This is a genomic window from Variovorax sp. M-6 (genome assembly GCF_052114385.1).
In the GTDB taxonomy this organism is placed as follows: domain Bacteria; phylum Pseudomonadota; class Gammaproteobacteria; order Burkholderiales; family Burkholderiaceae_C; genus Variovorax.
In genome coordinates this window covers 68,598-90,991 of the sequence record NZ_JBFREQ010000019.1, presented here as the reverse complement: position 1 = coordinate 90,991, position 22,394 = coordinate 68,598, and the positions used below count along the sequence as shown (strand labels likewise).

18 protein-coding genes are annotated in these 22,394 nt (G+C 68.9%); 11 read left to right on the top strand and 7 right to left on the bottom strand.

Going from position 1 to position 22,394, the window contains the following annotated elements:
* Position 1 precedes the first annotated feature (1 nt).
* Positions 2 to 1,036, top strand: a complete 1,035-nt coding sequence (locus tag AB4Z46_RS20920; RefSeq protein WP_442285457.1) for a fimbrial protein — start codon at positions 2 to 4, stop codon at positions 1,034 to 1,036.
* A 64-nt stretch (positions 1,037 to 1,100) separates the two neighbouring features.
* On the opposite strand, the gene AB4Z46_RS20915 is transcribed toward AB4Z46_RS20920, so the two are convergent.
* From AB4Z46_RS20915 to AB4Z46_RS20895, 5 genes are read right to left on the bottom strand one after another with little or no spacing between them, the layout of a single operon-like run.
* Entirely contained in the window at positions 1,101 to 2,813 is a 1,713-nt protein-coding gene (locus AB4Z46_RS20915) for a SulP family inorganic anion transporter (protein ID WP_442285456.1), read from the bottom strand.
* Between the two features lie 29 nt (positions 2,814 to 2,842).
* Positions 2,843 to 3,064 carry a hypothetical protein gene (locus tag AB4Z46_RS20910; RefSeq protein ID WP_442285455.1) on the bottom strand — a complete coding sequence of 74 codons (222 nt, stop codon included), beginning with the start codon at positions 3,062 to 3,064 and terminating at the stop codon, positions 2,843 to 2,845.
* A gap of 40 nt (positions 3,065 to 3,104) precedes the next feature.
* Positions 3,105 to 4,268 carry a CaiB/BaiF CoA transferase family protein gene (locus AB4Z46_RS20905; protein ID WP_442285454.1) on the bottom strand — a complete coding sequence of 388 codons (1,164 nt, stop codon included), beginning with the start codon at positions 4,266 to 4,268 and terminating at the stop codon, positions 3,105 to 3,107.
* A complete protein-coding gene (locus AB4Z46_RS20900; RefSeq protein WP_442285499.1) occupies positions 4,265 to 5,218 on the bottom strand; it encodes a Bug family tripartite tricarboxylate transporter substrate binding protein in 954 nt (317 codons plus the stop codon). Before AB4Z46_RS20900 ends, AB4Z46_RS20905 begins: the two co-directional genes overlap by 4 nt.
* Before the next feature lie 56 nt (positions 5,219 to 5,274).
* Entirely contained in the window at positions 5,275 to 6,027 is a 753-nt protein-coding gene (locus tag AB4Z46_RS20895; RefSeq protein ID WP_442285498.1) for an enoyl-CoA hydratase/isomerase family protein, read from the bottom strand.
* A 58-nt stretch (positions 6,028 to 6,085) separates the two neighbouring features.
* Here AB4Z46_RS20895 and AB4Z46_RS20890 point away from each other — a divergent pair, with 58 nt between their 5' ends.
* Positions 6,086 to 6,757: a GntR family transcriptional regulator gene (locus AB4Z46_RS20890; RefSeq protein ID WP_442285453.1), complete on the top strand. Its 672-nt coding sequence runs from the start codon at positions 6,086 to 6,088 to the stop codon at positions 6,755 to 6,757.
* On the opposite strand, the gene metG is transcribed toward AB4Z46_RS20890, so the two are convergent.
* Positions 6,754 to 8,838: a methionine--tRNA ligase gene (gene metG / locus AB4Z46_RS20885; RefSeq protein WP_442285452.1), complete on the bottom strand. Its 2,085-nt coding sequence runs from the start codon at positions 8,836 to 8,838 to the stop codon at positions 6,754 to 6,756. The genes AB4Z46_RS20890 and metG overlap by 4 nt on opposite strands.
* A gap of 125 nt (positions 8,839 to 8,963) precedes the next feature.
* Here metG and AB4Z46_RS20880 point away from each other — a divergent pair, with 125 nt between their 5' ends.
* Complete coding sequence (locus AB4Z46_RS20880) at positions 8,964 to 9,431, top strand: GNAT family N-acetyltransferase (RefSeq protein WP_442285451.1); 468 nt, start codon at positions 8,964 to 8,966, stop codon at positions 9,429 to 9,431.
* Positions 9,432 to 9,473: 42 nt separating this feature from the next.
* Here the strand turns inward: AB4Z46_RS20880 and AB4Z46_RS20875 are convergent, their stop codons facing one another.
* Positions 9,474 to 10,694 carry a patatin-like phospholipase family protein gene (locus AB4Z46_RS20875; protein WP_442285450.1) on the bottom strand — a complete coding sequence of 407 codons (1,221 nt, stop codon included), beginning with the start codon at positions 10,692 to 10,694 and terminating at the stop codon, positions 9,474 to 9,476.
* A 115-nt stretch (positions 10,695 to 10,809) separates the two neighbouring features.
* Here AB4Z46_RS20875 and apbC point away from each other — a divergent pair, with 115 nt between their 5' ends.
* The 8 genes from apbC to AB4Z46_RS20835 all read left to right on the top strand — a co-directional run bounded on the left by apbC (position 10,810) and on the right by AB4Z46_RS20835 (position 22,390).
* A complete protein-coding gene (gene apbC / locus AB4Z46_RS20870; protein ID WP_442285449.1) occupies positions 10,810 to 11,901 on the top strand; it encodes an iron-sulfur cluster carrier protein ApbC in 1,092 nt (363 codons plus the stop codon).
* Positions 11,902 to 11,917: 16 nt separating this feature from the next.
* Complete coding sequence (locus tag AB4Z46_RS20865; RefSeq protein ID WP_442285448.1) at positions 11,918 to 12,862, top strand: LysR substrate-binding domain-containing protein; 945 nt, start codon at positions 11,918 to 11,920, stop codon at positions 12,860 to 12,862.
* A gap of 153 nt (positions 12,863 to 13,015) precedes the next feature.
* Entirely contained in the window at positions 13,016 to 14,830 is a 1,815-nt protein-coding gene (locus AB4Z46_RS20860) for an NADH-ubiquinone oxidoreductase-F iron-sulfur binding region domain-containing protein (RefSeq protein ID WP_442285447.1), read from the top strand.
* Positions 14,827 to 17,718, top strand: a complete 2,892-nt coding sequence (gene fdhF, locus AB4Z46_RS20855; protein WP_442285446.1) for a formate dehydrogenase subunit alpha — start codon at positions 14,827 to 14,829, stop codon at positions 17,716 to 17,718. The genes AB4Z46_RS20860 and fdhF overlap by 4 nt, the downstream gene beginning before the upstream one ends.
* Complete coding sequence (locus AB4Z46_RS20850; protein ID WP_442285445.1) at positions 17,700 to 18,602, top strand: LysR family transcriptional regulator; 903 nt, start codon at positions 17,700 to 17,702, stop codon at positions 18,600 to 18,602. The genes fdhF and AB4Z46_RS20850 overlap by 19 nt, the downstream gene beginning before the upstream one ends.
* A 100-nt stretch (positions 18,603 to 18,702) precedes the next feature.
* The gene (locus AB4Z46_RS20845; protein WP_442285444.1) at positions 18,703 to 20,997 is read left to right on the top strand and encodes an FdhF/YdeP family oxidoreductase; all 2,295 of its coding nucleotides are present in this window, start codon (positions 18,703 to 18,705) and stop codon (positions 20,995 to 20,997) included.
* Positions 20,994 to 21,884 carry a formate dehydrogenase accessory sulfurtransferase FdhD gene (gene fdhD, locus AB4Z46_RS20840; protein WP_442285443.1) on the top strand — a complete coding sequence of 297 codons (891 nt, stop codon included), beginning with the start codon at positions 20,994 to 20,996 and terminating at the stop codon, positions 21,882 to 21,884. Before AB4Z46_RS20845 ends, fdhD begins: the two co-directional genes overlap by 4 nt.
* Before the next feature lie 95 nt (positions 21,885 to 21,979).
* Positions 21,980 to 22,390 (top strand): FHA domain-containing protein, encoded by a 411-nt coding sequence (locus AB4Z46_RS20835; RefSeq protein WP_442285442.1) that lies wholly within the window; start codon positions 21,980 to 21,982, stop codon positions 22,388 to 22,390.
* Positions 22,391 to 22,394: the final 4 nt, after the last annotated feature.

Here is a 22,394-nt window from a genome sequence, read left to right as displayed (position 1 = left end):
AATGAGCAAGCTCCGAGTCGCACCGATGAAGACCCTGTCGCGCGGCCCCGCGCGCGTGGTCCTGCTGGCCTTGTGCCTGCTGAGCAGCACGCATGGCGCTTGGGCGGCATGCACGCGCGCCCCCAGCTTTACCGAGCGCTTCATCAACATGGACATGGGCCGCGTAATCATTCCCCCGAACACGGCGGTGGGTGCGCGCCTGGCGGACAAAACGTTCCCGATTCCAATCAAGGGCGGTGGCGTTGAAGAACTCATGTACAACTGCACCTTCAATCAAGGCGTAGCGACCGGCGTGATGCTGCAGGGCGCGCTGGTGCTCGGCGGCGAACCTCATATCTTTTCGACGGCAGTGACGGGTGTCGGCATCCGGCTGTCGCGTGTGATTTCATCGACCAACACGGTTTACTACCCACACGTCCTCCCGATTTCCACGTCCACCACCGTCCTCGTGAATTATTCGCAGTTCAAGGTGGAGCTGTTCAAGACGGGGCCCGCCACCGGCAACGGCCCGCTCGCCGCGGGCACCTACACCCGCTACTACGGCGATGGCGATCCCTCCATGTCGGCGATCACCACCTTTCTCAATGGCAACGGCATCACGATCATCACGCCCTCATGCACCGTGGACACGGGCTCGCGCAACATTTCGGTGCCGCTCGGCAAGGTGGCGCGTAGTCGCTTCGAGGGCGTGGGGACCACCGCCGGCGACAAGCCCTTCAAGATCCAGCTGAACTGCCAGCCGGGCCAGAACGCCCAGAACTTCATCTATTTGCGGATGGATGCGCAGCAGGATCCGGCGACCACCGCGCCGGGCGTGCTGAAGATCACGGGCGGCACGGGCATCGCGGGTGGTGTCGGCATCCAGGTGCTGGACGCGAAGGCCGCGCCCGTCACGTTCGGCGGCGAAGTGCTGGTTGGGCCGTCGAAGGACGGCGCTTACGTGCTGCCGTATACCGCGCGCTACTACCAGACCGGTAGCGCAGTGACGGCGGGCCGCGCCGACGGCACGGCAACATTCACGCTTAGCTATAAATAGCCTTCGGGCTACGGACGGCTCCGGGCGGCGACAGGAACGCTGAACGTCGACGAAGTGGCGCGGGTCAATGCCCCGTTGACCGCGATGGCGCCTGGGTGACCATTTCCTCGTGCGCGCTCGTGGCGCCCGCGGCCAGTTCCGCCGCGAAGCCCGAGCGCTCGATCACCTCGAGCGGCTGGGGCTGCAGCGAGTCGATGCGCAGCATGCCGCCGCGCCCCAGCACCGCCTTGTGCACCTGCCGCAGGGCGTCGAGCCCGGTGGTGTCCAGCGAGATGAGGTGCATCGCGTCGAGCACCACCGTCATGCCGCGCGGGGCTCGTTCGACGGCCTGCACCGTCGAGTCCAGCTTGGCCGCGGCGCCGAAGAACAGCGCCCCGTAGAGCTTGAAGGTCAGCACCGGTGGCTCCAGCGACACCATCTCGACGCTGAACAGCGTGCTCATGCGCTGCACGAACAGCGCGCAGGCCAGCACGATGCCCGCCTGCACCGCGACCGTGAGGTCGAACACCACGGTGAGGAAGAAGGTGCCCAGCATCAGCAGCCGGTAATGGCGGCTGAAGAGGCGCAGCCTGTGCGGAGAGAACTCCCGCCACTCGCCCATGTTCCAGGCCACGAAGACCAGGATGCCCGCCAGCACCGCCAGCGGCACGTGCCGGGCCAGCGGCGCCCCCAGCAGCACCACGACCAGCAGCGTCAGCGCATGCACGATGCCGGCGATCGGCGAGCTGGCGCCGGCACGCACGTTGGTCACGGTGCGGGCGATGGTGCCGGTGGCCGGCATGCCGCCGAAGAAGGGGGCGACCGCATTGGCGATGCCCTGCGCCATCAGCTCCTGGTTGGGATCGTGGCGCGGCAGCCCGCCGACCTGGTCGGCCACGCGGGCGCACAGCAGCGATTCGATGGCGCCCAGCGCGGCGATGGTGAGGGTCGGGGTCACCAGCTGCTTGACCGTCTCCCACGAGAACGCGGGCAGCGCGAAGCCGGGCAGGCCGTCGGGGATGCCGCCGAAGCGCGTGCCGATGGTCTCCACCGGCAGGCTGAAACCCCAGGACACCAGCGTCAGCGTGACCAGCGCGACGATCGGCCCCGGCATGCGCGAGCCGGCCTGCGCGACGCGCGACCGGGCCACGCGGCCCAGCACCCGGTGCACCGCGCGGCCGACCCAGGTGCCGGCGAGCAGCAGTTGCGGCCAGGCGGCAAGGCCGAGCAGGCAGGCCAGGCCGAGTGCGAACGCATGCGGATTGAAGCTGCCGAGGTTCGTGGCCAGCGTGTGGATCTGCGAGAACATGTCGGCCGGCATCTTCGCGATCGAGAGTCCCAGCCAGTCCTTCAGCTGCGAGATCAGGATCAGCGCCGCGATGCCATTGGTGAAGCCCACCACGATCGACAGCGGCACGTAGCGCACCAGCGTGCCGAGGCGGAACAGTCCCATCAGGAACAGCAGCACGCCGGCGCAGGCGGTGGCGATCAGCAGGTTCGCCACGCCGTAGCGGTCGACGATGCCGTAGACGATCACGATGTAGGCGCCGGCCGGTCCGCCGATCTGCACCGCCGAGCCGCCGAGGGCCGAGATCAGGAAGCCGGCGATGATCGCGGTCCAGATGCCGGCCTCGGGCTTGAGGCCGGACGCGATCGCGAAGGCCATCGCCAGCGGCAGCGCGACGATGCCGACCGTGATGCCGGCGCCGACGTCCTTGAGGAAGCGGCCCTTGTCGTAGCCCGCCAGCGCGTCGATCAGTCGGGGCCGGAAGGGTGCGAGCTTCAGGTGCGAGGTCATGGCGTCATTGTGGACGCCAGGGATCGCGCTCAGTCGGCGTCGCCAGGCAGCACCGCATCGGCGGCGGCGCCGACCGCCTTGCCCGTGATGCGCACGGTGCCGATCGCGGCGTCGGCCGCGAGGCCTACCGCCCCGGCACCGACGCTGACGGCGGTGCTCGCGACGCTCACCACTGCGCAGCCCGGGAGCAAGGGCGCGATGGCCAGGATCAGGGCCGCGAGCCGAAGGCGAGGAAGGACGGTGATCTGCATGCGCGCATTGTCCTCTCGCGCACAGGCAAGGCGACCGTTCTCAGCGCGGCAGCGCCGAGAGGATGGCGTCGCGGTCCTGATCCAGCCGCGGCGGGTGCCGGGTCAACGGCGTGCGGTGCGCCCCGACATGCACCGGATTGCCGGCCACGGTGACCGATCGTCCGCCTTGCGTGCGCACCTGTACCAGCATCTCGCGCGCCAGGATCTGCGGGTCGTTGACCACTGCCGCGACATCGTTGTAGGCGCCGGTCGGAATGCTGTTGCACATCAGCAGTTCCTGCCAGTGGGCGCAGGGGGCCGAGGCCAGCCGTTCCTCGAGCATCGTCTTGAGGCACTCGTGGTTCAGGCAGCGATCGGGATTGGTGGCGAAGCGCGGGTCATCGCGCAGCGCGGGCAGGTCCAGGACCATGCAGAGCCGTTGGAACAGCGCGTCGTTGCCGGCCGCGATCACGAACCAGCCATCGGACGCGCGGAAGACATCGAAAGGCGTGATGGAGGGATGGCGCGAGCCGATCGGCCCCGGGGCACGGCCATCGGCGTCCAGGCGGGAGATCGCGTTTTCGAGCAGCGCCACCTGGCAGTCCAGCATCGCGACGTCCACGCGCTCGCCGCGGCCGGTGCGGGCGCGCTGCAGCAGCGCCGCCTGCGTGCCGATGGCTGCATAGAGCCCGGCGCCGAGGTCTCCGATCGAGACGCCCACCCGCGTGGGCGGCGAACCGGGATGACCCGTGAGACTCATGATGCCGCCCATCGCCTGCACCACCATGTCGTAAGCCGGACGCTTGCTGTACGGCCCTGTCTGGCCGAACCCGGAGATCGATGTGAACACCAGATTGGGAAAGCGCGCGTGAAGAGCCTCCCAGCCATAGCCCAGCTTTTCCATGGTGCCAGGCCTGAAGTTCTCGACCAATACGTCGGCGCTCGCGAGCAGCGATTCGAAGACCGCGCGGTCAGCGCTCGCCTTCAGGTCCAGCGCGATCGATTCCTTGTTCCGATTGACCGACATGAAGTAGGCGGATTCGCCTTCCACGAAAGGCCCGATCTGGCGCGCGTCGTCGCCGCTGCCGGGCTGCTCGACCTTGATCACGCGCGCGCCGAGGTCGGCGAGCAGCAGCGTGCAGTAGGGACCCGCGAGCACGCGGGTCAGGTCGATCACGGTGAAGCCCTGGAGCGGGCCGCCGCTGGCGGAGGTGTCTTGTGTCATTCGTTGGTCGCGCCCGAGCGCTCCGTCAGTTCCTTCGACTTCGCGCCTTCCGCCAGGGCCCATTCGCGGAACTCGGCGAGCGATCTGGAGGGTGCCGCTTCGTTGCCGGACTTTTCCATCCGCGCCTTGACCTCCGGGTCGGTCAGCACGGCCGTGCTGGCGTCGAACAGCTTCTTTGCCACTTCGGGCGGCAGGCCGGCCGGTCCGAACAGGCCGAACCAGAAGGTGTAGTCATAGCCCTTGACGCCGGCTTCGGACATGCCCGGGATCGCCGGGAAGAGCGGCGAGCGCTGCGCCGACGTGACCGCGAGCACGCGCAGCTTTCCACCCTGGGCCATCGGCAGAACCGAGGGCGGGGTGCCGAAGGTCAACTGCACGTCGCCGCTCGCCACCGCCTGCAGCGAGGGCGCGCCGCCCTTGAACGGCACGTGCAACATGTTCACGCCGGCCGCCTTCTCGAAGGACAGCGCGGCCAGATGCGTCACGACGCCGTTGCCCGAGGATGAATAGGCGAGCTTGCCAGGGTTCTGCCGTGCCTCGGCGATCAGTTCCTGCACGGTCCTGGCGCTCACATCCTTGTGGACCGCCAGCAGCATGGGCGCCGAACTCCAGCGGGAGATCGGCGTGAAGCTTCTGGTCCCGTCGTACTTCACGCCTTTGTAGAGCAGCTTGTCGCTGCCATAGAGATTGCTGCTGCCGAGCAGCAGCGTGTAGCCGTCCGGTGCCGCGCGTGCCACGAAGTCCGACGCGATCGTCGTGCCCGCACCGGGCTTGTTGTCGATGATGACGGCCTGGCCGAGGATCTTGCCAAGCTTGTCGGACACGATGCGCGCCACCGTGTCGGCGCCGCCCCCGGCGGGAAAGCCCACCACCAAGGTGATCGGCCGGGCCGGATAGTCCGCGGCATGGACCGCGCACAGGGGTGCCGCCAGCCATGCGGCGGCGGCCATCGAGATCAGACGGCGTCGGTTCATGGGATGTCTCCAGTCTTGTGGGTGTGTGGGGGTCAGCGGCCTTTGAAGGCTGGCTGGCGCTTTTCTTTCCAGGCTCGGCCGCCTTCGGCGAGGTCCTCCGAGGCGACCGAGCGCTGCACCTCGTCGCGGATCGAGGCCGCGTCAGCGCGGCCCTGAGCAATTCGATTCAGGTGCTTCTTCATGCCGAGCAGCGGAAGCGGGGCCATCGCGGTCAGCGATGCGCGAAGCCGGTCGACCTCCGCGGCGATGGATTCGCCCTCGGCCCAGTGCGTCAGGAAGCCGCAGTCACGCATGGCCTCGCCGTCCAGCTTCTCGGCGGTCAGGAAGAGCCGCTTGGCGGTGTCCAGTCCCAGCCGCGAGACGTAGCGCTCGAGGCCGCTCTGGTAGTAGTGAAGGCCCAGGCGCGCCGCCGGCATGAACATTTCCGATCGCCTGCCGCCAACGCGGAAGTCGCAGGCCAGGGCCAGGTCGGTGGCGCCGCCGAACACGCCGCCGTGGATGGCGGCGATGGTGATGGCGCGGCAATTCTCCAGTGCGTCCACCATCGCACCGAAACTGCTGCCCTCGGTCTGGCTGCTGGCCGCCACCTCTGATATATCGTAGCCACTGCAGAAATGCTTTCCTTCGGCGCGAAGAACCAGCACCAATACCTGTTCAGTCCGGTTCACGGTGTCGAAATGACGCAGCAGCTCAGGCAGGTCCGGCGGTGTGAGCTTGTTCGCGACCTCCGGACGGCGCAGCGTCAGGGTGGCGACCGAGCCGTCGATGTGGAGGGAGGGGAGCATTGATGTATGAAATTGGTGTGTTGATATATCTGTTAGGTTAACTAATATCGTGATTGCCATGCAACCCTCGAAAACCCTCGAAAGCGGCAGCCTTCAGGACCAGATCCGGAGTCGACTCGAGCAGGACATCCATGAAGGAACGCTCTCGCCAGGCATGCCCATCGATGAAAAGGCGCTCGCGCTGAGCTTCAACACCTCGCGCACGCCGGTTCGCGAGGCCTTGCTTTTGCTGAGTGCGCGCGGCCTGGTCGACATCGTTCCGCGTTCCGGCATCTACGTGCGTCAGCTGCGAGCGAGCGAACTGGTCGCGATGATGGAAGCGCTCGGCGAACTGGAAGGGGTGCTGGCGCGGCTGGCCGCGCTACGCATCGGCCCGGCGCTGAGGGAAGAGCTGCAGCGTGCGCTGGAAGTCACGGGCGCTGCCGCGGCCGCACAGGACGCAGCCGCCTACCAGGTGGCCAACGCCGCGCTGCACGATGTGATCTATCGGGCCAGCGGCAATCCCTTCATCGTCGAGCAGGCCCGGACGGTTCGATTGCGGATCGCCGCCTACCGGGGACGCCTGTTCGAGAAACCGGGACGCCTGGCCACCTCGCAACGAGAGCACGAGCGGGTCGTGGAATGGATCCTTCAGGGCCATGCGGACAATGCCGCGGAAGCCATGCGGGAGCACATCTCGGTCGGCGGCAAGGTGTTCGCCGACCTCGTGCTGGTCAACAACCTGCGTTAGCGCACCCGCATCCCGGGCGTCGCCCCCGGCCACGGCTCCAGCACGTGGATGCCCGGGTTCGCCTTCTCGTCGGCGTGGCTGGCGGCCAGCACCATGCCCTCGGAGATGCCGAACTTCATCTTGCGCGGCGCCAGGTTGGCGACCAGCACCGTGAGCTTGCCGACCAGTTGCTCGGGCTGGTAGACCGAGGCGATGCCGGAGAACACGTTGCGCGTGCGGCCTTCGCCGGCGTCCAGCGTCAGGTGCAGCAGCTTGGTCGAGCCCTCGACCTTCTGGCAGGCCACGATCTTCGCGATCCGCAGGTCGATCTTCGTGAAGTCGTCGATGGTGATGGTGGGCGCGATGCCTTCGCCGCCGGGCAGCAGCGTGGCTTCGTCGGGCTCGGCCGCCGCCACAGGCGCGGGCGGCTCGAACAGCTGGTCGAGCTGCTTGACGTCGACCCGCTGCATCAGGTGCTTGTAGTCCTTGATCGCATGGCCGGCGCCGAGCAGGCGGCCGGCATCGGCGAACAGCAGCGGCTCGCTGGCGAGGAAGGCCTCGACCTCGGCGGCGAGCGCCGGCAGCACCGGCTTGAGGTAGATGGTCAGCAGCCGGAAGGCCTCGATGCAGGCCGTGCAGACATCGTGCAGGCGGGCCTCCATGCCCTCCTTCTTGGCCAGTTCCCAGGGCTTGTTCTGGTCGACGTACTCGTTGACCTTGTCGGCCAGCAGCATGATTTCGCGCAGCGCGCGCGCGAAGTCACGGCTGTCGTAGAGCGCCTGCATCGGCGCCGCGGCGGCCTGCAGCGTGGCCAGCAGGGCGGCGCCGTCGGCCGACACCGTGCCCAGCTTGCCGGCGAAGCGCTTGGCGAGGAAGCCCGCGGCGCGGCTGGCGATGTTGATGTACTTGCCGATCAGGTCGGCGTTCACGCGGGCCATGAAGTCCTCGGCCGTGAAGTCGACGTCCTCCACCTTGGCGTTGAGCTTGGCCGCGATGTAGTAGCGCAGCCATTCGGGGTTCATGCCGATCGAGAGGTACTTCAGCGGGTCGATGCCGGTGCCGCGGCTCTTGCTCATCTTCTCGCCCGAGACCGTGATGAAACCGTGCACGTTGACCTGGCTCGGCGTCTTTCGCCCGCTGAACTGCAGCATCGCGGGCCAGAAGAGGGTGTGGAAATAGACGATGTCCTTGCCGATGAAGTGCACCTGCTCCACCGCCGGATCGGCGACGAACTCGTCGAAGCTCTGCGTGGTGCGCGAGGGTGCGTGCCAGTGCTCGGCGGCCTGGCCCTTGTCGAAATGGTTCTTCAGGCTCGCCAGATAGCCCACGGGGGCGTCGAGCCAGACGTAGAAGTACTTGCCCGGCGCGTCGGGGATCTCGATGCCGAAATACGGCGCTTCCCGCGAGATGTCCCAGTCGGCCATGCCGGCCTCGAACCACTCGCTGGCCTTCTTCGCCATCTCTGGCTGCAGCTTGCCGTCCTGGGTCCAGGTCTTGAGGAAGTCGACCACCTTCGGGTCGGACAGCTTGAAGAAGAAATGCTCGGAGCTGCGCAGCTCGGGCGTGGCGCCGGTGAGCGTCGAGTAGGGGCTGATCAGCTCGGTCGGCGAATAGACGCTGCTGCACACCTCGCAGGCGTCGCCGTACTGGTCCTTCGCATGGCACACCGGGCACTCGCCCTTGATGTAGCGGTCGGGCAGGAACATGCCCTTGACCGGATCGTAGAACTGCTCGATGGTGCGCGTGGCGACCATCCCGCCGGCCTTGAGCTTGCGGTAGATGCCCTGCGCGAGTTCGGTGTTCTCGGGGCTGTCGGTCGAGTGCCAGTTGTCGAAGCGGATGTGGAAGCCGTCGAGGTATTCCTTGCGGCCGGCGGCGATCTCGCCGACGAACTGCTGCGGCGTCTTGCCGGCCTTCTCGGCCGCGATCATGATCGGCGCGCCGTGCGCGTCGTCGGCACCCACGAAGTGCACCATGTGGCCCTGCATGCGCTGGAAGCGCACCCAGATGTCGGCCTGGATGTATTCCATGATGTGGCCGACGTGGAACTTGCCGTTGGCGTAGGGCAGGGCGGTGGTGACGAAGATCTTGCGCTGGGACATCGCGGGGGCGCTTTCGGGACGAGGAAGAAACGGGCTGGGACGGGCTGCGGCCGGCGGCTGCGCCAGCAGGGGACCCGGCATTTTAGGTGGCGGGGCTATAGTCTTCCCGCCAACCCGAGTTCCCCGTGATCGCCGCCTACGAAATCACCCTGGCCCAGGCCGCCGACGCGCCGGCGATCGCGGCGCTGTCCCGGGACGCCATCGAGCGCGGCCTTTCGTGGCGCTGGACCGAGCGGCGCGTGCTGCGGGCCATCCGGGACCCGGCCACCAACGTGGCGGTGGCCCGGCGCCAGGGCGTGCTGCTGGGCTTCGCGATCATGCAGTACGGGGACGACGAGGCGCACATCGTGCTGTTCGCGGTCGAGGCCTCGCAACGCCGGGCCGGCCTCGGGGCAGCCATGCTGGCGTGGCTCGAAGCCACCGCCGTCGTCGCCGGCATGCGCGCCATACGGCTCGAGGCAAGGGCCGGGAATGCCCCGGCGAAATCCTTCTATCGCCGGCACGGCTTCGTGGAGTACGGGGCCAGCCCCGGCTACTACGAAGATGTGGAGGACGCTGTTCGCATGATGAAGCGCCTGGACAATGCCGCCTGAGCCGAGCGCAGCGCCATGGCATGCCGCTGCCGAACCGGGTCTTCAGGCGGTGTCGTGCCAGCCCAGAAAGCGGCACACCGCATCGCGCTGGCTGAAGGTGTCCCGCCGCCCCAGTGCCATCAGCTCCCGCGTGAAGGCCGACTCGAACAGCAGGTAGCTCGCGAGCGCCGAACCCTTCAGGGCGGCCGTCTCGGCCGGTACCGCCGGTTGGCCCAGCAGGCCGCGGACGGCGGCCGGCAACGCCTGGGCGTGGCGCGCGGCGATCATGTCGATGCGCTGTGACGGCGCGATCAGCAGCAGTTCCACATGCTGCAGCGCGGTGGCGCCGCGCGCCTCGGGCGGGATCAGCGCCAGCGTGGCGTTGATACGCTGCAGGCGCTCCACGTCGGCGGTCAGCGAATCGAGAAAGATGCTCGACAGCGCGTGCCCGGCAATCTGCGCCAGCGACGGATAGCCGCTCAGCGCATTGGGTGCCAGCGCGTGGGCCGGCTCCTGCATGCGACCCGCGCCGACGGCCAGGATGCGCCTTGCGCCCAGATGGATGGCGGCGGCCAGCGGCGCGGACTGGCGCATGGAACCGTCGCCGAAGTACTCGACGTGGCCGTCGATGTCCAGCGGCGTTGCCGGAAAGACGAACGGAATCGCCGACGACGCCAGCAGATGCTCGTGCGCGAAGCACACCGGCGCGGCCAGCCGACGGGATCGGACCCACGGCTGCTGCTGCGGACCTGCCTGATAGAAGGTCACGTGCTCGCCCGAGCCGTAGCTCGACGCCGTGACCGCCAGCGCGTCGAGGTGGCCCTGCGACATCAGTCCGGCCAGCCGGTCCAGCGGCACCATCTGTTCGAGCAGCGCGCGCAGCGGAGCGTTGTCGAGAAACGAACGCAGGCCGCTGCGCCGCCAGCGCGCAACCAGCCAGCCGGCCGACAGCAGTCGCGCCCAGGGCGCGTCGCTGCGCAGGCCGATCAGTGCGTCGGCGCGGTAGACCTGCCCGGGATCGAGCCGGGACCAGACCTGCGCGATCCTGCGAACCGTGGCGTCGAAGTCGTCCGCGCCGCAGGCCAGTGCGGCCGCGTTGATCGCGCCGGCCGAAGTGCCGGTGATGATCGGGAACGGATTGCCTCCTGCGCGGGCTCCGGCCGTGCGGCGCAGCCTGGCCAGGGCCTGGAGCACGCCGACCTGGTAGGCGGCACGCGCGCCGCCGCCGGTCAGCACCAGGCCGGTGGCGGGGATGGGGGCGGGGACTGGGCGGGACGACGGCATGGCCGGTCGAGCGTACCCGCAAGCTGCCGAACCGGTCGTGCCGGAGGGGTCAAGGGCGCGCGGCGTCCGGCCTTTCCGGCGCCGCACTAGACTACCCGCCATTCAGGAGTGATCAATGGCAGTTACGCAAGAGGCGCTCGCGGAGGTCCTCAAGACCGTCCTCGACCCCAATACCGGCAAGGATTTCGTCAGCACCCGGGCGCTGAAGAACCTGCAGATCCACGAGGGCGAGGTTTCGTTCGACATCGAGCTGGGCTACCCGGCCAAGAGCCAGATGCCCGCCATGCGCCGCGCGCTGGTGGCCGCCGCCAAGTCGGTGCCGGGGGTGGAGAACGTCTCGGTCAACATCGCGACCAAGGTCATCAGCCACGCGGTACAGCGCGGCGTGCAGCTGATGCCCAACGTCAAGAACATCATCGCGGTGGCGTCGGGCAAGGGCGGCGTCGGCAAGAGCACCACCGCGGCCAACCTGGCGCTGGCGCTCGCGGCCGAGGGCGCCAGTGTCGGCCTGCTCGACGCCGACATCTACGGCCCGAGCCAGCCCATGATGCTCGGCATCCAGGGGCGGCCCGAGAGCGACGACGGCAAGACCATGGAGCCGCTGGAGAACCACGGCGTGCAGGTGATGTCGATCGGCTTCCTGGTCGACCAGGACGAAGCCATGATCTGGCGCGGCCCGATGGCCACCCAGGCGCTGGAGCAGCTGCTGCGCCAGACCAACTGGAAGGACCTCGACTACCTGATCGTCGACATGCCGCCGGGCACCGGCGACATCCAGCTGACGCTGTCGCAGCGGGTGCCGATGACCGGCGCGGTGATCGTCACCACGCCGCAGGACATCGCGCTGCTCGACGCCCGCAAGGGCATCAAGATGTTCGAGAAGGTCGGCGTGCCGATCCTCGGCATCGTCGAGAACATGGCGGTGCACGTGTGCTCGAATTGCGGCCACGTGGAGCACATCTTCGGCGCCGACGGTGGCCGCAAGATGGCCGAGCAGTACCTGATGGAGTACCTCGGCGCGCTGCCGCTGGACATCAACATCCGGCTCCAGGCCGACAGCGGCAAGCCGACCGTGGTGGCCGACCCCGACGGCGAGGTGGCCGGCATCTACAAGGCGGTCGCGCGCCGGGTGGCGGTGGGTATCGCCGAGAAGGCCAAGGACTTCTCGGCCAAGTTCCCGACCATCACGGTCTCGAAGAACACCTGAAGCCTCCTCGGCGCCGATGAATCTCCTCGCCTCGATGCGCTACCTCGTCGCGCTCGAGGAGCACCGTCATTTCGGCCGCGCCGCCCAGGCCTGCCACATCACGCAGCCGGCGCTGTCGAATGCGCTGCGCGCGCTCGAGGCGGAGTTCGGTGTGGTGGTGGTCAAGCGCGGCCGCACCTACGCCGGGCTCACGCACGAGGGTGAGGCCGTGCTGGCCGCGGCCCACCGGATGCTGCACGAGAACGAGGTGCTGCAGCAACTTCTGAAGAGCGAGGAGGGCTTTCCCCGCGGCAGCCTGCGAATGGCGGCCGTGCCCACCGCCATCCCTCTGCTGGCCCGTTTCGCGGCCCAGCTGCAGGCGCGCCATCCCGGCATCGTGCCGACCGTCCTGTCGATGAGTTCGCTGGAGCTCGAGACGGGGCTGGAGAACCTGTCGCTCGACATCGCGCTGGGCTACACCGAGCGCATGCATCCGCGCGAAGTCAAGCTCACGGCCTGGCCGCAGAGCGTCGAGCACTACTTCCTGTTGCGCCGCGCCGAGCGCAGTGGCGCCGCGGCGCTGCAGATCGGCGAACCGATCGGGTGGGCCCGGGCGGCCGAGCTGCCGCTGTGCCTGCTGACGCCGGAAATGCACAACCGCTCGATCGTCGACCAGGCCTTCAAGGCGGCCGGCGCGGTCGTGTCGCCTGCCATCGAGACCAACTCGGTGCTGACCCTGGCGCTCAGTGTGCTGTCCGGCCGGGTCTGCGCCGTGCTGCCGGGCGCGATGGTGGATGCGGTCCGCGCCCAGGGCCAATTCGAGGCGCTGCCGTTGGTGGGGCCCGAGGTGCTGACGCCGATCGGCTTCATGACGCAGACGGCCGTGCGGCCCTCGCGCGCGCTGGATGCGGCGCTGGCGCTGCTCCAGAGCCCGGACTGGCAGCGCGAAGTCGGGGCCCACAGCGGCGCCTTGCGCGGTTGATCCCGGGGGAGGGGCGCCGGACCGCCCGGCGTTTCATTTCTTTATTGAATCACTCCATGTGCGGATTCAATTTGCCAAGCGCGCCCGAGCGGCCGACAGTCGGAGAGGCCGCCGATTCGCGCGGCAGGACAACCCCATGAGACGGCCGAGGCAATGAATCACCCAGGCACCCAGAACAAGATCGAGGCCATCCCGCTCGCCACGCCCGACCAGTTGCGCGAGCGCATTCGCCGCAAGAGCAAGCTCAAGGGGCGCCAGCCCGAGGAGAACGCGCTGGCCGAGGTGCGCGCGCTGATCGGCCCGCGCCCGCTGGCCGGTTACCGGCGCGACCTGCTGATCGAGCAGTTGCACCTGCTCAACGACGCCCACGGCTGCCTCCACGACCATCACCTGGTGGCGCTGGCCTCGCTGACCGGCATCCCGATGGCCGAGGTGTACGAGGTCGCGACCTTCTACCACCACTTCGAGATCGTGCGCGGCGACGCGCAGGCGCCCGGCCTCACGGTGCGCGTGTGCGACGGCCTGGCCTGCGAGCTGGCCGGCGCGCAATCGCTGATCGAGCGCCTGCCCGCCCTGTTGGGCGCGGCCGGCCGCGACGACGTCCGCGTGATCGCGGCGCCCTGCATCGGCCGCTGCGAGCAGGCGCCGGCGGTGGCGGTGCACCAGCAGGCGGTGCCGCTGGCGAACGCCGAGAAGGTGCTGCAGGCGGTGGCCGCCGGGCCCCGGCCGACGGTTGCGCGCCACACCCATTTCGTCCCTGCCGATCTGGCCGGGCAGAGCCTCTCTGCGCCGTCCGAGGCGGTCGAGGCCCGGCCGCCCTTCACCGACTACCGGACCTACCGTGCGCACGGCGGCTATGCGCTGGCGGCCGCGCTGGTCAACGGCGAGGAAGACGCCGAAGCGGTGCTCCGGGCGCTCGAGGATTCGGGCCTTCGCGGCCTCGGCGGCGCCGGCTTCCCGGCCGGACGCAAGTGGCGCATCGTGCGCGACCAGCCGGCCCCCAGGCTCATGGCGGTGAACCTCGACGAGGGCGAGCCCGGCACTTTCAAGGACCGGACCTACCTCGAACGCGATCCGCACCGCTTCCTCGAAGGCCTGCTGGTGGCGGCACAGATCACCGGCGTCGAGGCCTGCTACATCTACCTGCGGGACGAATACCACGACTGCCGCGCGCTGCTCGAAGCCGAGCTCGCCGCGCTGCGGGCCGATCCGCCCTGCCAGCTGCCGACCATCGAGCTGCGGCGCGGCGCCGGCGCCTACATCTGCGGCGAGGAGTCCGCGATGATCGAGAGCATCGAGGGCAAGCGCGGCGAACCGCGCATGCGGCCGCCCTACATCGCGCAGGTCGGCCTGTTCGGCCGGCCGACGCTGGAACACAACTTCGAGACGCTCTACTGGGTGCGCGACATCGTCGAGCGCGGCCCGCAATGGTGGACCGGCTTCGGCCGCCACGGGCGCAAGGGTTTGCGCAGCTTCAGCGTCAGCGGGCGCGTGAAGCACCCGGGCGTCAAGCTCGCGCCGGCGGGCATCACGGTGCGGGAGCTGATCGACGAGTACTGCGGCGGCATGCTGGACGGCCACACGCTGCACGCCTACCTGCCGGGCGGCGCATCGGGCGGCATCCTGCCGGCCCGCATGGACGACATCCCGCTCGACTTCGACACCCTCCAGCCATACGGTTGCTTCATCGGCTCGGCCGCCGTGATGGTGCTGAGCCAGCACGACCGCGCGCGCGACGCGGCGCTCAACATGATGCGATTCTTCAAGCACGAGAGCTGCGGCCAGTGCACCCCGTGCCGCGTGGGCACCGCCAAGGCGGCGGCGCTGATGCAGGCGCCGGCCTGGGACAACGCCACCCTCGAAGACCTGGCGCAGGTGATGGGCGATGCGTCGATCTGCGGGCTGGGCCAGGCGGCGCCGAACCCGATCCGCAGCATCCAGAAGTACTTTCCGCAGGAGATTCAATGAACGCACCGGCCAAGATTGCCGAACTGATGCCGCAGACGGTGGCGTTCACGCTCGACGGCCGCGCCATCGAGGCCTTCGAGGGCGAGACCATCTTCAAGGCCGCCGAACGTCATGGCGTCGAGATTCCGCATCTCTGCTACACCGACGGCCTGCGCCCCGACGGCAACTGCCGTGCCTGCGTGGTCGAGGTCGAGGGCGAGCGCACGCTGGCGCCGAGCTGCTGCCGCAGCGTGAGCGCCGGCATGAAGGTGCAGGCGACCAGCGAGCGGGCACTGAAGAGCCAGAAGATGGTGGTCGAGATGCTGCTGTCCGACATGCCCGATGAAGGCTACAAGTGGATCGGCGACGATGCCACCCGCCCGCACGGCGAGCTCAGCGAATGGGCGGCCCGGCTCGGTATCGCCGTGCGCCCCGAGCTCAAGGCCCTGCGCCGCGAACAGCCCGCGGCCGACGTCTCCCACCCCGCGATGGCGGTCAACCTCGACGCCTGCATCCAGTGCAACCGCTGCGTGCGCGCCTGCCGCGAGGAGCAGGTCAACGACGTCATCGGCTACGCGATGCGCGGCGAGCATTCGAAGATCGTCTTCGACCTCGACGATCCGATGGGCGACAGCACCTGCGTGGCCTGCGGCGAATGCGTGCAGGCCTGCCCGACCGGCGCCCTGATGCCCAAGAGCCACATCGGCTCGCAGCAGGTCGACCGCAAGGTCGATTCGGTGTGCCCGTTCTGCGGCGTCGGCTGCCTGCTCACCTACAACGTCAAGGACGAGACGATTGTCAGCGTCGACGGCCGCGACGGCCCCGCCAACCACGGCCGCCTGTGCGTCAAGGGCCGTTTCGGCTTCGACTATGCGCACCATCCGCAGCGCCTGACCAAGCCGCTGATCCGCAAGCCCGGTGTGCCCAAGCACTTCGACGAGGCACCGCGGCCCGGCGATTGGAGCGAAGCCTTCCGCGAGGCCAGCTGGGAAGAAGCGCTCGCCTTCACGGCCGGCAAGCTCAAGGGCCTGCGCGACACGCACGGCAAGAAGGCATTGGCCGGTTTCGGCTCCGCCAAGGGCAGCAACGAGGAGGCCTACCTGTTCCAGAAGCTGGTGCGCACCGGCTTCGGCAGCAACAACGTCGATCACTGCACGCGGCTGTGCCATGCGTCGAGCGTGGCGGCGCTGCTCGAAGGCGTGGGCTCCGGGGCGGTGAGCAACCAGGTCAACGACGTCGAGCATGCGGATCTGATCTTCATCATCGGCTCCAACCCGACCGCGAACCACCCGGTGGCCGCGACCTGGATGAAGAACGCCGCCAAGCGCGGGGCGAAGATCGTGCTGGCCGACCCGCGCCGCACCGACATCAGCAAGCACGCCTGGCGCACGCTGCAGTTCAAGGCCGACACCGATGTCGCGATGCTCAATGCGTTGATCCACGCGGTGATCGACGAAGGCTTGGTGGACCAGGAGTTCATCCGTACCCGCGCCAGCAATTTCGAGGCCCTGCGCGAGAACGTCAAGGGTTACAGCCCCGAGGCGATGGCGCCGATCTGCGGCGTGCCGGCCGAGACGCTGCGCGAAGTCGCGCGCGCCTTCGCCAGCGCCAAGGGCGCGATGGTGCTGTGGGGCATGGGCGTCAGCCAGCACGTGCACGGCACCGACAACGCACGCTGCCTGATCGCGCTGGTCAGCGTCACCGGGCAGATCGGCAAGTCCGGCTCCGGCCTGCATCCGCTGCGTGGCCAGAACAACGTGCAGGGCGCGAGCGACGCGGGGCTGATCCCGATGATGTTCCCCAACTACCAGCGGGTCGACAACGCGGCCGCGCATGCGTGGTTCGAGGACTTCTGGGGCCAGCCGCTCGACGCGGCGCCGGGCTATACCGTGGTCGAGATCATGCACAAGGCGCTGGCGCCCGACGACGATCCGCACAAGGTCCGCGGCATGTACATCATGGGCGAGAACCCCGCCATGAGCGACCCCGACCTGAACCATGCGCGCCACGCGCTCGCAAGCCTGGAGCACCTGGTGGTGCAGGACATCTTCATGACAGAGACCGCCTGGCTGGCCGACGTCGTGCTGCCGGCGAGCGCGTGGCCCGAGAAGACCGGCACGGTGAGCAACACCGACCGCATGGTGCAGCTCGGCCAACGGGCGCTGAATCCGCCCGGCGATGCGATGCCCGACCTCTGGATCATCCAGCAGATCGCCCAGCGCATGGGCCTCGACTGGAACTACGAAGGCGAGGAATCCGGCGTCGCGGCGGTCTACGAGGAGATGCGCCAGGCGATGCACGCGGCCATCAGCGGCATCAGCTGGGAGCGGCTGCAGCGCGAGTCGAGCGTGACCTATCCCTGCCTCGACGCCGACGATCCGGGCCAGCCGATCGTGTTCATCGACAGCTTCCCGACCGCCGACGGCCGCGTGAAGCTGGTGCCGGCCGACATCATTCCGGCCGCCGAGCGGCCCGATGCCGACTATCCCTTCGTGCTGATCACAGGGCGCCAGCTCGAGCACTGGCACACCGGCAGCATGACCCGCCGCGCCAGCGTACTCGACGCGCTGGAGCCGATGGCCACGGCCTCGATGAACCAGGACGACCTGCAGGCGCTGGGCCTGGTGCCCGGCGACGTGATCACCGTGCGCTCGCGCCGCGGCGAGGTCGCGATCCACGTGCGGCGCGACGACGGCACGCCGAGCGGCGCGGTGTTCGTGCCCTTCGCCTACTACGAGGCGGCGGCCAACCTGATGACCAACGCGGCGCTCGATCCGTTCGGAAAGATCCCGGAGTTCAAGTATTGCGCGGTGCAGATCCGGCGCGGTGGCGAACCGATGGCGGCCGCCGGCTACGGCACCGGCGCGACAGGCGACAATGCGCGCCTGTCATGGACAGCCTCGACCTGATCAAAACCTTCCGCGAGGTCGCCTCGCACGGCAGCTTCTCGCGCGCCGCGATCAAGCTCGACGTGTCGAAGGCCACGGTGAGCAAGTACATCGCCGAGCTCGAGACGCGGCTGGGCGTGCGGCTGCTGAACCGCTCCACGCGCGCCGTGAGCCTCACGGACGCCGGGGCGCTGCTGCTCGAACGCAGCAAGCCGATGATGGAGATGTTCGAGCTCACCCAGGCCGAGGTGCAGGAGCATGCCAACCATCCCACGGGACGGCTGCGGATCTCGGCGCCGCTGGGCTCCGGCCAGGGCGACCTGCCGAAGCTGCTGGGCCAGTTCATGGGCCACTATCCCGACGTCAGCATCAGCCTGGAGCTGACCAACCGCGCGATCGACATGGCCGAGGACGCGATCGATGTGGCATTGCACTTCGGGCCGATCGAGGACGAGAACCTGATCGTGCGCAAGCTGGCGCGCGGCCATCTGGTGGTGTGCGCGTCGCCGGCTTACTGGAAGAAGCGGGGCAAGCCGGCGCATCCGCGCGAGCTCGCCGACCACGATGCGCTGACCCAGTCGCGGCTGGGCGCCCACCCCGAGTGGCGCTTCGAGGTGGACGGCAAGCCCTTCGACGTCGAGGTCAGGAGCCGGATGGACGCGACCGAGAGCGCGCCGCTGATCCAGATCGCGCTGCAGGGGTTCGGCGTGATCTACATGCCCAACATCCTGGTGCAGCCGCACGTCGAGCAGGGCGAACTGGTGCCGGTGCTGCAGGACTACGTGCGCAGCGACATGTGGCTGTCGGCCGCCTACCTGCAGCGGCGCCACAACAGCGCCGCGCTGCGCGCCCTGCTCGACTTCCTCGAATCGCGCTTCAGCGGGCGGGGCAAGGCCAGGGGCTGAACGAGCGGCACGGCCGCGCAGGCGGGGCCATTTCCATTTTGAATCGCTGCATGTCGCGATTCAATTTGACGCTGTGGCGGGCGGCCTCAACACTGCCCGCATGCAGGAACAGAAGATCGAGTTGTACAAGGGGCCGGCCGGCGGATGGGGCGCGCTGCGCAGCGTGACGCGCGCGCTGCGGGCGCAGAACATCGCGCTCAAGGGGGCGAAGACCATGCTGTCGGCCAACCAGCCCGATGGCTTCGACTGCCCGGGTTGCGCCTGGCCCGACCGCAATCACGCCTCGGCCTTCGAGTTCTGCGAGAACGGCGTGAAGGCGGTCGCGGCCGAAGCCACCGCCCGGCGTGCGGGGCCCGAGCTGTTCGCGCAGCACACGGTCAGGCAGCTGGCCGCGCAGAGCGACTTCTGGCTCGAGGACCAGGGCCGCCTGACGCACCCGATGGTCTACGACGCCGCCAGCGACAAGTACCTGCCCATCGACTGGGACGATGCCTTCGCGCTGGTCGCCCGACACCTTCAGGCGCTGCCCGACCCGGACCAGGCCATGTTCTATACCTCGGGCCGTGCGAGCAACGAGGCCGCCTTCCTCTACCAGTTGTTCGTGCGCGAGTACGGCACCAACAACTTCCCCGACTGCTCGAACATGTGCCACGAGCCGAGCGGAAGCGGCATGCGCCCGCAGATCGGCGTCGGCAAGGGCACGGTCACGCTGGAGGATTTCGAGCTGGCCGATGCCATCTTCATCTTCGGCCAGAACCCGGGCACCAATCATCCGCGCATGCTCGGCGAACTGCGCGCGGCGCACCGGCGCGGCGCCCGGATCGTGAGCTTCAATCCGCTGCGCGAGCGCGGGCTGGAGCGATTCGCCGATCCGCAGGACAAGCTCGAGATGGCCACGCTCGGCTCGACGCCGATCAGCACCCACTACTTCCAGCTGCGCGTGGGCGGCGACTTCGCGCTGGTCAAGGGCATGATGAAGCACCTGATCGAGCGCGAGGACGCCGGCGAGGCGGTGCTCGACCCGGCGTTCATCGCCGGGCACACGCTGGGCTTCGAGACGCTGGCGGCGGATCTGCGCGCCGAATCCTGGCCGCTGCTGGAGCGCGAGTCGGGCCTGTCCGAAGCGCAGATCCGCGCCGCCGCCGAGGTGTATCGCCAGGCCGAGCGCGCCATCGTCTGCTGGGGCATGGGCATCACGCAGCATGTGGATTCGGTCGCCACGATCCAGATGCTGGTCAACCTGCTGATGCTGCGCGGCAATCTGGGCCGGCCCGGCGCCGGCGCCTGTCCGGTGCGCGGCCACAGCAACGTCCAGGGCGATCGCACCATGGGCATCTGGGAGAAGCCGCCCGCGGCCTTGCTGGACCGGCTGCGCGAGGTGTTCGGCTTCGAGCCCCCGCGCGCGCCCGGCTGGGACACGGTGGAGTCGATCCGGGCGATGCGCGACGGCCGCGGCAAGGTCTTCTTCGCGCTCGGCGGCAACTTCGCCGCCGCCACGCCCGACACGCACGAGACCTGGAAGGCGCTGCGCAATTGCGACCTCACGGTGCATGTCGCGACCAAGCTCAACCGCAGCCACGTGGTGCATGGCCGCGAGGCGTTGATCCTGCCGTGCCTGGGCCGCACCGAGATCGACCGGCAAGCCGGCGGCGTCCAGGGCGTGACGGTGGAAGACTCGATGAGCATGGTCCACATGTCGGTGGGCATCAATCCGCCGGCTTCGGAGCATCTGCTGTCGGAGCCGGCCATCGTGGCGCGGCTGGCGGCCGCCGCCATCGGACATCGCAGCCGCACGCCCTGGCTCTGGCTGATCGAGGACTACGGCCGCATCCGCGACAAGATCGAAGCGGTGTTCGACGACTTCAAGGCGTTCAACCGCCGCGTGGCCTTGCCGGGCGGCTTCCGCCTGCGCAACACGGCGGCCGAGCGGGTCTGGGACACGCCCTCGGGCAAGGCCGTCTTCTTCACGCACGCGGTGCCGCAGGACACGCCCTCGCACCGGGCCCGGGCCCGGCTGCGCGACACGGTGGTGTTCACGCTGCTCACGACCCGCTCGCACGACCAGTACAACACCACCATCTACGGCCACGACGACCGCTACCGCGGCGTCTTCGGCCAGCGCCGCGTGGTCTTCATCCACGCAGAGGACATCCGGGCGCTGGGCCTGAAGGACGGCGACTGGGTCGACATCCGCACCGTCTGGGACGACGGCCAGGAACGCAGGGCCGACCGCTTCAAGCTGGTGGCCTACAACATACCGCGCGGCAACCTCGCGGCCTACTATCCCGAGACCAATCCGCTCGTGCCCCTGGATTCGGTGGCGCTCCATGCCGGCACGCCGGCGTCCAAGTCGATCCCGGTGGTCCTGCTGCCGCACGAGGCGACGCCGCAGTGAGCCCCGTGGCCGAATCCGAGGCGCTGGCGCCGCTGTCGCGCCGCGGTGTGCGCGTGTTTGGCGAGGCCGGCGCGCCGGCCTCGGGACTGGCGCGCGGCGACTCGCTGGCGGCCGAAGTGCCGGTCGCGCTGGTCTTCAACGGCGTCTCGCACGCGGTGATGATGGCCACGCCCCAGGATCTGGCGTCCTTCGCGCTCGGCTTCGCGCTCAGCGAAGGCATCCTCGATCATGTGCGCGACTGCCGCGGCATCGAGTCGAGGCGCATCGCCTCGCGAGACGCGGGCCTGCCCGAGGGCATCGATGGCATCGAGGTGCATCTCGAGATCTCGGCGCGCAGCTTCGAGCGGCTCAAGGGCCGCCGCCGCAGCGTGGCGGGGCGCACCGGCTGCGGCGTCTGCGGCGTCGAGAGCTTTGCCGCGCTCGACCTGCAGACCTCTCCCGTCGCGCGCCGTGGCTGGATCGGGCGCGTCGACCTGCCGACCGTGCTGCGCGCCCTGGCGGGGCTGCCTGCGCGCCAGGTCCTCAATGCCGAAGCGGGGGCGATCCATGCGGCCGCCTGGGCCACCCTCGGCGGCGAGCTGACCGATGTGCTCGAGGACGTGGGCCGCCACAACGCGCTCGACAAGCTGCTCGGGACGCTCGCGCGGGCCGGCCGGCTGAGCGAGCCCGGCTTCGTCGTGATGTCCAGCCGCGGCAGCCATGAGCTGGTGCGCAAGTGCGCGCGCCTCGGCATCGCGGCGCTCGCCACCGTCTCGGCGCCGACGGCGATGGGCGTGCAGGTTGCGCAACTGGCCGGCCTGCGGCTGTGGGGCTTGTGCCGCGCGCCCCGCGGCGTGCTCTATGCCGCCGGCAGCGGGCCGGGATGCCAAGAATTGAAGCCTGTGTAACGAACAAGAATGGATTAACCCTTCTGTTTCGTTCTTTCCAGACCGGCCTGTGGTCCTAAGCTTCAACCCAGTTCAATGAACCACAGGAACGGGGTATGGCAAGACTGATCATCCTGGCGCGGCACAGCAGCGTGCGGCAGGTCAACATCGCAGGCCCGATCACCACCATCGGGCGGTCCGGCAGCAACAGCGTGTGCATCGACAGCGAGCGGGTGAGCCGGCATCACGCCGCCATCGAGTGGACCGGCGACCGCTTCATGCTCACCGACATGGGCAGCCGCAACGGCACCTACGTCAACAACGAGAAGGTGAGGGCCCACGCGCTGTCCAACGGCGACGCGATCGTGGTCGGCGACTGCCAGCTGCGTTTTCTCTACAGCCGGGCCCTGCCGCCGGCCGATGCGCTGCGGCTCATGACCCTGCCCGACCATCTCGTGGCGATCGATGCGCAGATGGCGCGCAGCGCCAGCCGACGCGCGCCGGAGCGCCGCGTGTTCGCGCGCTGAACGC